Annotated in this window: 13 protein-coding genes; 9 read left to right on the top strand and 4 right to left on the bottom strand. The window is 45.4% G+C overall.

What is annotated here, in order from left to right:
- The first annotated feature begins 16 nt into the window (after positions 1-16).
- Complete coding sequence (locus ABIE50_RS25955; protein WP_354028180.1) at positions 17-1,414, top strand: family 43 glycosylhydrolase; 1,398 nt, start codon at positions 17-19, stop codon at positions 1,412-1,414.
- Between the two features lie 121 nt (positions 1,415-1,535).
- Here the strand turns inward: ABIE50_RS25955 and ABIE50_RS25950 are convergent, their stop codons facing one another.
- The 4 genes from ABIE50_RS25950 to ABIE50_RS25935 form a co-directional block, all read right to left on the bottom strand.
- A complete protein-coding gene (locus tag ABIE50_RS25950; protein WP_502913962.1) occupies positions 1,536-2,318 on the bottom strand; it encodes an ATP-binding protein in 783 nt (260 codons plus the stop codon).
- 239 nt (positions 2,319-2,557) lie between these two features.
- The gene (locus tag ABIE50_RS25945) at positions 2,558-3,919 is read right to left on the bottom strand and encodes a DNA/RNA non-specific endonuclease (protein WP_209865387.1); all 1,362 of its coding nucleotides are present in this window, start codon (positions 3,917-3,919) and stop codon (positions 2,558-2,560) included.
- Between the two features lie 33 nt (positions 3,920-3,952).
- Positions 3,953-4,183: a nuclease A inhibitor family protein gene (locus tag ABIE50_RS25940; RefSeq protein WP_354028179.1), complete on the bottom strand. Its 231-nt coding sequence runs from the start codon at positions 4,181-4,183 to the stop codon at positions 3,953-3,955.
- Positions 4,176-4,355 (bottom strand): nuclease A inhibitor family protein, encoded by a 180-nt coding sequence (locus ABIE50_RS25935; RefSeq protein WP_354028178.1) that lies wholly within the window; start codon positions 4,353-4,355, stop codon positions 4,176-4,178. Before ABIE50_RS25935 ends, ABIE50_RS25940 begins: the two co-directional genes overlap by 8 nt.
- A gap of 184 nt (positions 4,356-4,539) precedes the next feature.
- On the opposite strand from ABIE50_RS25935, the gene ABIE50_RS25930 reads away from it, so the two are divergent.
- The 8 genes from ABIE50_RS25930 (at position 4,540) to ABIE50_RS25895 (ending at position 14,767) form a co-directional block, all read left to right on the top strand.
- Positions 4,540-5,058, top strand: coding sequence for a GNAT family N-acetyltransferase (locus ABIE50_RS25930; RefSeq protein WP_209865380.1), 519 nt, complete (start codon positions 4,540-4,542; stop codon positions 5,056-5,058).
- A gap of 21 nt (positions 5,059-5,079) precedes the next feature.
- Complete coding sequence (locus ABIE50_RS25925; protein ID WP_209865377.1) at positions 5,080-5,952, top strand: DMT family transporter; 873 nt, start codon at positions 5,080-5,082, stop codon at positions 5,950-5,952.
- Positions 5,953-6,182: 230 nt separating this feature from the next.
- Positions 6,183-7,838, top strand: a complete 1,656-nt coding sequence (locus ABIE50_RS25920; protein WP_209865374.1) for a TlpA family protein disulfide reductase — start codon at positions 6,183-6,185, stop codon at positions 7,836-7,838.
- 83 nt (positions 7,839-7,921) lie between these two features.
- Positions 7,922-8,113, top strand: a complete 192-nt coding sequence (locus tag ABIE50_RS25915; protein WP_209865371.1) for a hypothetical protein — start codon at positions 7,922-7,924, stop codon at positions 8,111-8,113.
- A gap of 24 nt (positions 8,114-8,137) precedes the next feature.
- Positions 8,138-9,019, top strand: a complete 882-nt coding sequence (locus tag ABIE50_RS25910; RefSeq protein ID WP_354028177.1) for a DMT family transporter — start codon at positions 8,138-8,140, stop codon at positions 9,017-9,019.
- Between the two features lie 163 nt (positions 9,020-9,182).
- Positions 9,183-9,764: an RNA polymerase sigma-70 factor gene (locus ABIE50_RS25905; protein WP_209865368.1), complete on the top strand. Its 582-nt coding sequence runs from the start codon at positions 9,183-9,185 to the stop codon at positions 9,762-9,764.
- A 246-nt stretch (positions 9,765-10,010) separates the two neighbouring features.
- Positions 10,011-11,177 (top strand): FecR family protein, encoded by a 1,167-nt coding sequence (locus ABIE50_RS25900; protein ID WP_209865365.1) that lies wholly within the window; start codon positions 10,011-10,013, stop codon positions 11,175-11,177.
- A 143-nt stretch (positions 11,178-11,320) separates the two neighbouring features.
- Positions 11,321-14,767 carry a TonB-dependent receptor gene (locus ABIE50_RS25895; RefSeq protein WP_209865362.1) on the top strand — a complete coding sequence of 1,149 codons (3,447 nt, stop codon included), beginning with the start codon at positions 11,321-11,323 and terminating at the stop codon, positions 14,765-14,767.
- Positions 14,768-14,778: the final 11 nt, after the last annotated feature.

Here is a 14,778-nt window from a genome sequence, read left to right as displayed (position 1 = left end):
TAATATCTTCAGTCTTATGTCGTATGCCAGGAAAGTATATACCGTATTATTGTTAATACTATACATCCCATTGTCAGTAAAATCCCAGGCCAATCCATTTGGGAATGCGCTTATTCCCGATATGGTAGCTGATGTGAGCATCCAGGAAATAGACGGCATGTTTTATTGCTATGTAACCACAGATGGGTATGATGCCGGTCTTAGTTCTTCTGGCCCTCCCGTAGTCTGGACCTCGAAGGATTTTGTGCACTGGAGCTTTTCGGGAACCTGTTTCCCATCTGCTGTGGGCCAGCTGTATTGGGCGCCCAGTAAAGCTATTAAAGCCAATGGAAAGTATTATCTGTATCCGACGGTTAACGGGTACATGTATGCCGCCGTTTCCGATTCGCCCAAGGGGCCATTTCATCTGGCCGAAGGCCCTGATGTTTTTATCAAACCCTATTCACCTAATACGCTGTTAAAGAAAAAAACGCCAAAAGGACCTGTTGGTATTGATGCAGAAGTTTTTGTGGACGACGATAAGCAGGCATATTTGTTCTGGCAATTAAGGCATGCTGCGAGGCTTAACAGTGATATGACTACCGTGGATACCAATACTGTTACTATTCCTACTTCCAGGAACGGATATTCTGAAGGCCCCATTTTTTTTAAGCGCAAGGGTATTTACTATTATTTGTATACACTTGGCGGAGACGAAGCCTACCAGTATGCTTATGTTTCAGGCAAAGCATCTCCGCTGGGCCCTTTCAGCTTTCCTGTAAAGAATGACATCATTGCTACCACAAATCACCAGCGCGGGATTTTTGGCCCCGGACATGGATGTGTTTTCAATGTGCCCGGCACCGATGATTATTATTTCGCCTACCTTGAGTATGGAAGGGGTAGCACCAACAGGCAAACGTATGTTAACAGGCTCCTGTTTAATGAAGATGGGTCTATCCGGCCTGTAGACCTTACAATGACGGGTGTAGGAGCGCTTCACCAGGTGAAAACGGATCAGCCTCTGAAAGTAGTAGAAGCATTGGCTTCCAGTACTTGTAGTGAAAGAAAAATTAAACCGGCAAAAGATCCTTTATTAAACCGGGTAGAATATTTTGTACCATCGTTTGCATTTGACGGATCAAATGGATCGCGCTGGATGGCCTTACCGGACGATACCGCATGCTGGCTAATGGCCGACCTGGGCAAAATAAAACGCATAAAGCGGAGCGAAGTTTATTTTGTGAGGCCCACGGCGGGGCAGGCTTATGTTTTAGAGTATTCTGCAGATGGTATACATTGGTCGTTGTGCGGTGGACATGATGATCTTAAGATCCAATCTCCCCATTCAGATATATGCGGCATCAAAGCGAGGTATTTAAGGATCCGCATTACCAGGGGAGTTAAAGGCGTGTGGGAATGGAATATTTATTAAGGAACAATGTCATGAATTATACCAGGCAGGAAAGGTTTGTAAGCGTTGATCCCCCGGCATTTTTTCACATCAACCATTAGTTTATTGTTCCCTGGCAGTTTATAAAAAGCGAATGAGTATGTTAGGAAAATTGGGTCAGATTATCGGTAGTCTTACCTGTGAAACTATATTTACCTACAGAAAAGCAATAGGATGCTGCGGGTATATAACAAAGCTCAGTATTTTCATGAGTTTTGCGACTGACCTTATCTATACTTGTTACCCAAACCACTTTCTTTTTATTCTCCCTGGCATATTTTAACAGAGATTTGAGTTTGCCGGGATTGCTGACATACTGGTTGCTCCATTTAATTTCTACTACAAACAATGGTTTCTGAGATGGAGCAACCATCACAAGATCGACATCCCCACCCGCCCATGCAGCAAAGTGAAGCGGAACATCCCCTCTGTGCATCCATTGGGCAACAATGGCTGTTTCCACCATTTGTCCAAAATGGTCGTCCGTAAAAGTAATCGGGGCAAATAGTGCACAACGCATGCTCGGATTGGTAAGATAAATTTTAAACCTGCTGTCCCGTTGAAACCTTTTTGTATTGATGCCCACCGGGTAAAGGATCTTTATCAGGAATGCGGCCTCCAGGTATTCCAGGTATCTTCTGATAGTTTGTTTATCAACGCCCGATTCCTGGGAAAGACTTTCCAGGTTAAACTCATTACCTGAATTATAAGCAATAACATTGAACAGGGAGTTGAGTTCCTGTACATCCCTTATTCCATATAAACTTGGGAGATCCCGCAACAGGACTTTGTCAATAATATCACTCCTGATAAACCTGCCTGGATCCTGTTGAATATCTTTATTGAAAATGACTTCAGGGTATCCGCCAAAGTTGATATAGGCCAGGAAGTGGGCATTAAGTGTATCCCAGTCATCTGTAACATCAAACCAAAACGGAGGAGCATCTGGCAGCCAGTGATAAGCCTCCCGTTTGTTTTTGATGTAGTTTTATATGCTTATATTTATATTAGTGTGTAATGTGTTAATTTTCAACATATTGCCCGTGTAATAAAAACTCATGGTCCATAATAAGAAATGACCTGCTCATGGCAGGTCATTTCCTGGTTAAACCTTTATACCTTAATTTATTCCTGGTTATCCATTTTTGTTTCCAGGCTGTCCTGCAGGCTTACCCGCAAATTGGAAAGTAAATTATAACCGGTGGCGTTTTCAATATTGCGTACTGTTGTTCTGTACTGGGTCCAGTCGGAATTTATGCTGTTAACATTAGGGGTATTTATAGCAATTACCCGGGTGGACCCGTTAATCCTGTTTAAATCGTTATTACCGGCCGGCAGCACTACAACCACTTTCCAGATATTGGATGGAACGGTTACATTCCCGTTGTTAATGGTGGTGGTAACACCTCCCAGGGAACCGGTGCCTCCCTGCCCATAACAGCCATCTATCACGTACACTTCATTGCCGGCGTTAACAAGGCTGCGGGTATAGTTCTCCAGGTTGGCCCATGTTTGCTGATTGTTGTTGGGAGCCTGGGGCATCATATTGGTCATCAGGAAGGTGGCTGAATTGGCGTCGGTGGTGGCGGTTCTGTCGCCGGAAGGGCAGTTATGCCCACGGTCAAATCCTGAGCCGCTGTAGCTGCTGCTCTGCACCTGGTACCACCCGGCGGGCAATGTATTGTCAGCCCTGAAGTCATCACTGCGGGATACGGAACCGAGGTCTGACGATTGTATGTGCCAGCTTACCCAGTTGGGGGTACCACGGTTGCGGTTATACGATAAAGCATAGTAAGTTTTTACCATCAGGTAATTATTCTCTGCGGAGATATCTGCCGGTGCATTGCTGGGATTGCCCAGTAACATATTGTCGTTATCACCGGCAGCCGGTGGAGGATTGCCGCCACCGTCGCCGGCTGTAATGCTGATATCATCGATGTTGATCCTGGAAGAGCCGCCTGAAACTTTCCGGATACTGATGCGCATACTGGCCGTGGCAGTGAAAGTAAAGGTAGCGGCCTGCAGGGTGCCGGAAGTGGTAACGTTACTGCCCTGTTGCTGCCAGGTTTGACCGTTATCGCCTGAGGTCCACAATTGCCAGCTGCTGGCAGCGTCGGTACCATAAGTGCCATGATATACCGTAACGGTAACGGCGCCTGAGCCACCGGTGACATTAAAATTGGTAGTGAGTGTACCGGTGTTCCGGATGCGTACTGATTTGGCGCCTTTTTTCAGGTCGGCAGACAGGTTGCCGATCAGGGCGTCGTCCAGTGTCCAGGCGCCGCTTGACAGGGTGGCTGTTCCGCTGGCATAGGCTGTTTTAGTGCCGGATTCAAAGTTTTCTGTTAGCAGGGTGGTCAGTTCTGTAGTAGCTTTACGATCCTGGGATTGGGTTTCCACGGGTTGGATGGCGGCTTCCTTTTTACAGGAAGCAAGCAATACACCGCCAAAGCATATAGCAAGGATATGCCTGATGAATGGTTTCATAATGCAGGTTTTTTATGGGTTATCGGAAATGCGCTAGGATTCGATTGCGATAGTTGTCAGGGCAATACAGTTGCCATCAGCCTGGTGACCGGTAATATAAATGGGAATGCGGGCGCCTGCTTCTACGCGGGTTACTTGCAAGCCGGTGAGGTTGTCCTGCAGAAATTGCCGGAGTGCATTGAACTTTTGAGCGTTGGCTGTAATTAGTGCATCATTTGGATCGGCAGCTGCCATGATATGGTTAAAAAATACTTCCTCATCCACAAATTTTAAAACCTCCGGGTGAAACATTATTCAATGCGGCTATTTTGCCCGGCACTTCAGCAGCCGGTAAAACGCCCCATTGCTCAATGGTTAACGGGTATTCAGATTCGCTGAAATATAGAATACCATTGGTTTTATTAGTTAGCTGGACTAACAAATTGTTGTTTTCCATGGAATGAAATTAGAAATAATTGCAGCATATTTTTATCATGAGGGGAATGATAATGATACCTTAATATTAAGGTAGAAGAATATGATGGCAGCGGGAAGTAATGCCGGTAAAAGATTTTATAATAATTTAGGAGCGAAAGAAAACGGGAATGACTAAATTATGAAACGGATAATAAAATATTGAAATGGATAATATTATAGTAAGAAAAGTAGTACCGGCTGATGTTGTTCAACTGCAGAAAATAGGCAAAGAAACTTTTTCTGAAACCTTTGCAAAAGGTAATATGGCAGAAAACCTGGAGAAATACCTGGAAGAAGGATTTTCCCTGGAGAAGCTGACAGCTGAAATCAATAATAAAAATTCAGCTTTTTATTTTGCTGTACTTGACGAACAGATCATTGGTTATTTAAAACTAAACTCCGGCTCATCTCAAACAGAATTGCAGGATGATAATGCTCTTGAAATTGAAAGGATCTATGTGCTCAGGGAATTTCATGGCAAAAAAGCAGGCCAGATCCTTTATGAAAAAGCAATAGAAGTTGCTTATAGCCAAAACGCGGTTTATGTATGGCTGGGAGTGTGGGAAGAAAACCAAAGGGCAATCCGGTTCTATGAAAAGAATGGTTTTGTTACATTCGATAAACATATATTCAAATTGGGAAACGATGAGCAAACCGATTTAATGATGAGAAAGAAATTATAATCAAACGACCTTTAAGCAACGATGGAGCGGAAATATCTTTTTTTATTCTTATTAATTCTTGGAACTGCATTCTGGGGAATTTCATTTCCCGTTACAAAAATGGCTGTTGGAACTGTTTCCCAGTCTACATTTTTGCTCTACCGGTTTATAGCGGCTACCGGTGTCCTGGCTTTGGTTTTATCTAAACAGTTGAAGAAAATAAACCGGCAGGCCATAGTTACCGGAGCCACGCTCGCTATACCGCTTATATTGGGTATTTACTTTCAGACCCTGGGTATCAAACATACTTCTGCTTCCCAATGCGCATTTGTAGCAGGTACCTGCGTAGTGATCATACCGCTGTTAAAAGTGTTTATCTATAAAACATCTGTAGCGCTTAATATATGGGCGGCTGCGCTCCTCTCGCTTGCCGGGCTTCTTGTTATCTCTGTTAAAGAAAACCTATCTGTCGGTATAGGTGATCTCTATACGATCATTGGTGCAGTCGGTTTTGCTGTATACCTGATCAAAGTTGAAAAGTACAGCATGGCAAATGATATACTGCCTACTATCATCCCTATGTTTGCAACCTGTGCCCTTATCATGTTCTTTATTGCGATAACAGATACTACTGCCAACTGGCTTCCTGCAGGCCAGGGCTTTTGGATAGGGATTGCATATTGCGCATTGTTTTCAACTGCCTATATGTATACGGTATCCAATCTTTCACAACGTTACATACAGGCAGAGAAGGTAGCCATCATTTACATGTTTGAACCGGTTTTCGCGGCGCTGGCTGCGATCTTTATGTTGGGGGAAAACCTGTCCTGGCGTTTATTTATCGGCGGGCTGCTTATTTTCGTCGGCACTCTTATTTCAGAGGTTAAATTTAAACGCCAGGAACAGCACGGGTAACATTTCCATTTTCAGGAAGTCTGCTCAGTGAAAGACTACGAAAGAAGTTTAAAAAAACACCTGGCGTTAAATGGACAGTAGGCAGCAGCTAAAATAAATCAACATCTCACCGATCATGAAGTACAATGTTTTTTTTCGATGATTTTTTATTGTTAAAGTAACACTTATTTTCTGTAGCTTTCAGTAAGATCTTCCTGAACAGGGGATTGTTCCAGCAAAGTAAGTCCGTTATGAAAAAAATGATCATCATCTTCCTGCTTATTTTTATATCAGCAGGACAAACATTGCATTCATCCGGCACTCATGTTCCTCTTAGCTCCCGGGAGGTTACCATTAATATTTTCTTCGAAGGATATAATCCCAAAATGAACACTTTCAGGTTTCTGAAGCTGATCTGCTTTCCGCTCTATAATGGGGTTAGCACCGCGGTAATATGCGGAATAGACAGCAGCGGGAAAGGCAGCGTTACCTTCCCGTTGGTAATACCACAGGAGATCATGCTGCTGGCAGACGGGAATTTTGCTATGATGTATGCTTCTCCGGGGCATACCACCAATGTCTGCTTTGACATGGCCGCATTCCAGGCCCATAAGCAACTGCCCGTTCCAACCGCCTTCCCGCTTCGTTTTTCCGGTGGCTTTGCGCGTTTTAATATGCATTTTAATGACCTCTGGCCCAAACTGATGGCCATTATTCCTAGTGACAATCAAAAGAAGATGATTGATTCACTGGAGCAACCAGCTTATAAATCCTATCGCCTTACAGTGATGCAAACCATGTTGGACACCCTGCATGAATTTAACCGGAAATGGAATACCGGCAAAGATTTCCACGATGCGATGCTGGAGTATATACATTACTGGGCTGCTGAGGACCTGGTAAGATATGGCTGGTTGCACCGGCAAGGTAAGCCGGAGCGGCTATCGGAAAACTATCTTGATTTTTTAAACGAAATTCCCATCAACAATTCCAACGCACTGGTAACAGGAAAGTACGCTGCTTTTTTAAGGGAATACCTTGGGATGTGGCAACGGCAATGGCGGTATATACCTGTGGAGCTTACGGATGAACAACTATATACTTTTATTGAAGCAGATGCCAGCCCGGTTTCAGAGGGAGAGAAACTGGCGCTTAGAATACCCGCAAAAAAAAGAAGTGCAGGCCAGGAGGCAATGGTATCGAAGCTCTTTTCCCTGTACGAGGTTAAGTATAGTAATTTCAGGAATAACTTAAATATGCTTGACTCCCTGGCGAAGCAGCTACCACCGGGTATCGGAACGGATATTATGCTGGCAAGGATCATCAGCGATTACCTGAATCAATTTAAGCAACCCCTTAGTTTGCGGAACATGCAGCTCATGAACTGCCATATTGGTAACCAGGATATCTGTGCCCTGGTAAAGCGGGACAATGAGCAGTTAAAACATAAGCTTGCCGGTACTTCCACGGATAATAATGAGCATGGCGAATTTAAGCTGCACCAGGAACAACTTTACAGGAAGCTGGTTGCGCCGTACAGCGGAAAGGTAGTATACATCGATTTCTGGGCGCCATGGTGCGCTCCCTGCGTAAGCGAAATACCGGCTTCCAAAGCGCTGGCAAAAAAGCTTAAAAACAAAGACGTCGTATTTCTTTACATAGGAGTGGAGTGTGACAAAAATTTATGGGAAGCGGCTGTAAAGAAGATGTTTGATAGTGGAGCACATTATTATGCAGATAAGAATGAATCTATACTGCTGGAAGCAAAATTCAATTTTTCCGGCATACCCCGCTACGTTCTTATTGATAAGACCGGGAAGGTGAAGGATGAGAATGCACCCAGCCCGGGAAGTGGTGCTGAACTACAGGGTGAAATCCTGGATTTACTGGAAGGCAGCGGCAACTGACCCGTTTTTCTTTTTAATATCCCACTACTGTAAATTTCCGGAAATCCGGAATATATTTGTCTGTATGACAATAAATAAATGAATTGTCATTATTCAGGGCCCTGAAACAGAAAGGGGGAAGCTTCCGTTTTCTATACATGCCTACCGTTATGGAAGGAAATGTACCAAAGTATACTTACCGGCTGAAAAGCGGCATTACTACCAACAGGCAGGGAATGGTGGTTATTGAAAACGAAGGGCTGATAGCGCTGATCAGAAAAAAGGTGAGTAGTTAACAGACCGCCGCTTATCTTTGCCGCGTGAAAAACATAATTACCGGCTTACTGTTCGCGATGTTATGGGCATCGGCGTCTGTAGCAACTAAGATAGGCATCCATTCGGCGCCTCCGCTTGTTCTCGGCAATGTCCGTTTTTTTATTGCAGGCTTTGTTTTACTGGGCTTTTGTTACCTGGTGAGCAGGGATAAAAGTTACCGTATGCCTACTCTCCGGGAATGGCGGCAACTGGCCATATTTGGTTTTTTAAATACTACGCTTTACCTGGGCCTGTATGTTTATGCCATGAAATATATTGCCGCCGGAATTGGTAGTCTTGCTACCTCCACCAATCCATTACTGATCGTGTTGCTTTCCTCCTGGCTGATGGGGCGCAGGCCCGAAAAGGCGGAGCTATGGAGCATCGTGATCGGGATGGCCGGCATAGGGCTGGCCACCTATCCTTTGCTCCACAGCGGAGGAACCAGCTTGGGAGGGCTGGCCATACTGATGACCAGCATGGTAGCGATCTCTTTTGCCAGTGTATATTATGCACGTATTCAATGGGCGTTGCCTAACCTGCTGATCAATGGCTGGCAGGTTACACTGGGCGGCGTTTTCCTGCTGCCGTTTACCCTTGCTTTCAGTGATTTCTCCACCGTGCAGCTGGATCACCGGTTTATTTATGCCGTATTGTGGTTAAGTCTGGCGGTTTCTGTGACCGGTCTGATCTGCTGGTTCTACTTATTGAAAATAGACACCGTAAAGGCTTCCCTATGGCTTTTCCTTTGCCCGCTTTTTGGCTTCTTCTATGCCTGGTGGCTGCTGGATGAGCCTATAACGCTATACACTATAGCCGGTACCCTGATGGTGGTTGCCGGGCTGTATATCGGGCAGCGAAAAAAACTGGGTGGTGAATTACAGTAATCGATGTATTTTCGGGATAGTATTTTTAAGATATTAGGGATAATTATATTTTTCCGGTGAATGAATAAGAAGATCAGCCATCATATTTCCTTTTTATTATCTTTTGATGTACTGATATAAAGCTCGGTTTATTTTTATATTCTTGTGGACCATTCCCAAACGCATGAATCGGTACCAGGCACAAACTGATGTAGAATTGATAGCGTCCTTACGCGGGGGCGACAATCATGCTTTTGCCGAAATTTATCATCGTTACTGGAAGAAATTACTGGCCATCGCCTATCATCACAGCAAGGATAAGATCATTGCAGAGGAAATTGTACAGGAAGTTTTTATCGGCCTCTGGAACAGGCGGGATGAGCTTTATATTGATCATGTGAGCGCCTATCTCGCCACTGCCGTAAAGTTGTCTGTTTTCAAACAATATGTGCGGCAGAAACGGAGGAATGAAATAAAAGAACAGACCGCCGATCCCCTGTTAACCAGCTGGGATGAAGAAAAGATCTACAGCAGGTTCCTGCAGCAGCATATTAATGGTATTGTAGACGTTTTACCCGAAAAATGCCGCCTGGTATTTAAACTGAGCAGGGAAGAAGGATTGAGTATTCCCGAGATTGCACAAAGAATGGGGATTGCCGAGAAAACGGCGGAAGCGCATCTTACCAAAGCATTAAAAGTACTGAAGCTCAGGTTGAACCGCCCCTATTTGTGGGTGCTTATACTCGCCTATACATTCCTCCGTTAAAATTTCAAAAAAAATATTGCCCCCACTAAGGGTAACAGATATGCTTGTGGTACATATCCATGTAGCCATAGTGTTTATGTAATGTCCATGTTATGAAGAGCAATGAATCTGGCCTTAGCCACGCTTTTGCCGGGATCTATCAGCGTAAGATCCTGGTGTAATAAAATTTTCAAAAAAAATTATCTGTCCACTAAGGGTAAAAGATCTGCTCATGGTACCTCTTTGCATAACCATAAAATCTGTCCGTTGAAGAACAACATATATCACCTGATCGAAAAATACCTGGACGGTACCATTACGCCGGAGGAAGAGGAAACGTTAATGGCCTGGTACCAGGATCATAACGAAACAGAGGTGGAGTGGTTGTCGGAGAATGTGTATGAAGAAGAGGAGGTGCGCGCGCGTATGCTACTGCATTTGCAGCAGCAGATCAATGTACCTGTAACCAGGCGCAATGCTGCAAAGCAACGCTGGTATTATATAACTGCCGCGGCGTGTATTGCAGTAATACTGGGGCTTGCCGGATTTTTTTATTATCAGCAGCAACAGCAGCCCACACAGCAACCCGCTATTGCCAAAGCAGTTAACGCTATTGTTCCCGGTAGTAATAAGGCCATTCTGATGTTGGGCAATGGTGATAAGGTAGTGCTGGAAGACGCGGAGAACGGTGTCATATCCCAACAGGGCAAGGCGGCCGTAAATAAAACCGACAGCGGAAGCCTGTTGTATAATACACTAAGCGGTAATATGGGCGGCGACGTTGTTTATAATACACTGGTTACGCCTTATGGCGGTCAGTACAGGATCACGTTGCAGGATGGCACCAATATATGGCTCAATGCGGGTTCTTCCCTGCGTTTCCCTGCCTCATTTCCCGGAAACGAAAGAAACGTAACGCTTACCGGTGAAGCCTATTTCGAAGTGGCTAAAGACAAATCCCGTCCGTTTTATGTAACGGTGAACGGGGCATCGGGCGCGCCAATGACAGTGAGGGTATTGGGAACACATTTTAATATAAATGCTTACCCGGATGAGCAGCAGCATATTGTTACGTTGCTGGAAGGCTCGGTAAAAGTAGGTTGCGGAAAAGCAGATGCTTTGCTGGCGCCTGGCAAGGAAGCCATATTAAACAGGGCTTCCGGTAAGATCAATGTAAAAGAGGGAGATACAGAGGCGGCTATTGCATGGAAAAACGGCTATTTCTTATTTGATAATGAAAAAATAGAAAGCATCATGAAACAGATCAGTCGCTGGTATAATGTGGAAGTGAGCTACCAGGGCGATGTTTCAGGAAAAGCAATCGGCGGTAGTTTACCGCGCTCAAAAAATGTTACGGAAGTATTAAGTATGCTTGAATTAACCGGTACCGTTCACTTTAAAATAGAAGGAAGGAGGATCATCGTTATGCCATAAAACACCTGCACAAAAGGGAAGCAATAAAAAACCGGGAGCGTTCCAGCGCCCCCGGACAGTTTGAGCTTACCCTGTGAAAGACAAGTTTCTAAAGTCATTGTAGCCACAGTTATCTGATTATTAAACTCAAACATCCAAATGTAATGAAATTTTACATACCTGACGTGCGCCCGGTAAAAGCCGCCGCCACGTATAAAAAAATCCTGTTGATGATGAAACTGACCCTTGTTTTAATGATCGCAGTGTTAATGGAAGTCAGCGCCGCCAGTTATGCCCAGAAGGTAACCCTGTCGGCAAAGCAAATCACTCTCCGGGAAGTATTCCGCCAGATCCGTAAACAAACCGGTTATAATGTATTGTGGGATGTGGACCTTTTAAAGGATGCCAAACCGGTAGCCATGCAGGTAACCGATGCCACCGTGGAAGAAGTACTAAAGAAAAGCTTCGCCAATCAGCCCTTTACCTATACGATTCGTGAAAACACCATTGTGGTAACGCGTAGCCCCGCGCCAACGGTGGTAGCCTTTCCTATCAAAGGCCGCGTTACCGACAACAATGGTGAGCCATTGATCGGAGTGGCGGTACGACTTAAAAACTCCAAACTGGGAACCGCCACACAGGCGGATGGTAGCTATACGCTCAATGTGCCGGATGAAAACGGCGTACTGATATTCTCGTATCTTGGTTATACACCAAAAGAAGTGCCCATCAATGGACAGGCTGTTATCAATGTAAAGCTGGAACAAACCTCTTCACAGCTGACCGAAGTGGTAGTAGCTTATGGTAAACAAAGCACACGTGAAATTGTGGGCTCGGTGTCAAAGCTGTCTGCCAGCGATATGAAAGACCAGCCAACCGGTACCTTTGCTGAAAGGTTACAGGGCAAACTGCCAGGTGCACAGGTGGCGCAAACCACCGGCCGCCCCGGGCAGGGAATGGACCTACGCATACGTGGCGCTGCCTCATTTACCTCCAACGTACGCCCGCTGGTAGTAGTAGACGGGCAACCGATGATAGGAGATCCGGACAATATCAATAATATTAACCCCGACGAAATTGAGTCGTTTACCATTCTGAAAGACGCCGCAGCCACTGCATTGTATGGTTCACGTGCCGCCAACGGAGTGATCATCATCACTACCAAAAGAGGAAAAGCCGGCGCTACACAAATAGATTTCAATTCCTACTACGGTACTGCCTCCATGATGCGGGAACTGATACCGCCTGTAATGAACGCCACCCAGCTGGCTACTTACATGAAGGGTTTTTATGAAGACAAGATCAAATACGAAGGATATACCGGTGGTATACCAGCTGTGTATCAAAACCCGGAACAATACGGAGAGGGAACCGACTGGTTCAGCGTACTCACCAGGAACGCTCCTGTGCAGAACTATAGCCTGGCTATCAATACGGGTAACGACAAGGCGGCTTTCAGCCTGGTGGGCGGTTATTTTAACCAGCAGGGTATCCTGTTAAACACCGGTTATAAGCGTTTCTCCCTGCGTGCCAATGGTGATTTCAACATCAGCAAACGCGTAAAGGTGGGCTTTGGGGTTGCGCCGTCTTTCCAGATGGATCATAACAACAGGCAGGGAACCGGTTTTAACGTGGATGGGCAGCGGGCCATTTTTGCTTCCGCCTCCATGATACCTACCATGGGCTCTCCCTACAACCCGGATGGGTCACTGGCCCTGGGTATTTCAGGGTTTACCAACCAGTTTGTATGGGCCAACCCGTTAAGACAATTACTTGAAGTAAAAGACGATGCTAACCGGTTACGCGTACTGGCCAATGTGTTCGCAGAAATAAAGCTTACCGATAATCTGACTTTCCGCACATCAGGTAGCACCGATCTTGGCAATATGACCCGCAACAGGTTTATTCCATCCACTTCCATGGGAGGCTTTAACGCCATACCTATAGAAAATCCGCCACCGGGCAATAATACTGCTTTGGGTGAATCAATGATCACTAATGAATATACCTGGCTGAATGAAAATACGCTGAACTACCAGCAGCAGTTTGGTAAAGATCATTCATTAGGCGTATTGGCAGGGTTTACGGCTCAGCGGTCAACCCGTTTTTTAAGCGATATGGTAGGCCGTGACTACCCGGATAACAGCATTAGCCTTTTAAGCGCAGCCACCAGGTTTACTACCAATACATCCAGTTTTTCTGCCTGGACAATGGCCTCCTTCCTGGGACGTATCAACTATAGCTTTAAGGAACGTTACCTTTTACAGGCAACCCTGAGGAGAGACGGATCCTCACGTTTCGGCGACAACAACAAATGGGGTACTTTTCCTTCTATAGGCGGCGCCTGGATAGTAAGTGATGAGCCTTTCCTTAAACAGGTATCCAACCTGAGCTTCCTGAAATTAAGAGCTTCCTACGGTTTAACCGGTAATTCTGAAATGGGTGGCAGTCCTAACAGTAACTATTCCAGTATAGCTAATATTGGTATTTCCAATTATACTTTTTCAGGCGGCCTGGCCCCGGGTAAAGTGCAAACCAGTTTGGGTAATCAGAACCTGGCCTGGGAGCGCAACCGGCAGTTTGATGTGGGCCTGGAACTGGGATTGTTTGATGGCAGGATTAATTTCTCTTACGACTATTACAGTAAGATGACCACCGGATTGTTATTTGTACTGCCTGTTCCGCAGTCATCCGGCTTCTCCACCGTACAGGATAACCTGGGCGATATTAAACAATGGGGACATGAGTTTACATTAAGTACAAAAAATCTTACCGGGAAACTTAAATGGAACACCGACTTTAATATCTCCTTTAACCGCAACCTGGTTAAAAGGATCGGTTTAAATAATATTTCCTTTGCTGCTGATCCGACGACTACGTTATCAGAATTCACCGATTACCGGACCCTTGTTGGCAAGCCTATTGGCCAGTTTTACGGGTATGTATTTGATGGCATCTTCAAAAACCAGGCGGAGGCAGATGCCGGGCCTAAGTATTATGGAACCGGTACTACTACGCTCTCTCAGGCAGGAACAGTAAGGTTTAAGGATTTGAACGGCGATGGAAAAATTACTTTCCCGGATGATCAGACCGTGATAGGTGATCCCAATCCCAAATTTATATTTGGCCTTAGCAACACCTTCCAGTACCGGAATTTTGATCTGAACATTGCTGTATCGGGCACCTATGGCAACAAACTGAAAAACGGTATGCAGGAAAGTACCTATAACCTGGATGGTGTGTTCAATGGTCCGCCGGAACTGCTGGGCCGCTGGCGCTCCGAGGCCGATCCGGGTAACGGAAAGGTAGCGCGTACACTGGCTAATACTACTGCGGCTTATCGCACCGATAATACGCTGTTTGTTTACGATGCTTCCCATCTCACTATCAACAATATCGCGCTCGGGTATACGCTGAGAAAATTCAGGACACCTGTTATCAAGAGTTTAAGAGTATATGCGTCTGCACAAAATGTATACATCTTCACCAGTTACCCGGGCAACCCGGAAGTGAGCGCCGGCGGACTCGCATTTGTGACACAGCAGGGACAGGACCTGGGCGCTTATCCACTGCAAAGAACATTTACGTTTGGCTTGAACCTTGGGCTTTAAAAATCTGTAAA

The sequence above is a fragment of the Chitinophaga sp. OAE865 genome (assembly GCF_040546735.1).
GTDB classification, from domain to species: domain Bacteria; phylum Bacteroidota; class Bacteroidia; order Chitinophagales; family Chitinophagaceae; genus Chitinophaga; species Chitinophaga polysaccharea_A.
This window is presented reverse-complemented; position numbering and strand designations above follow the sequence as displayed.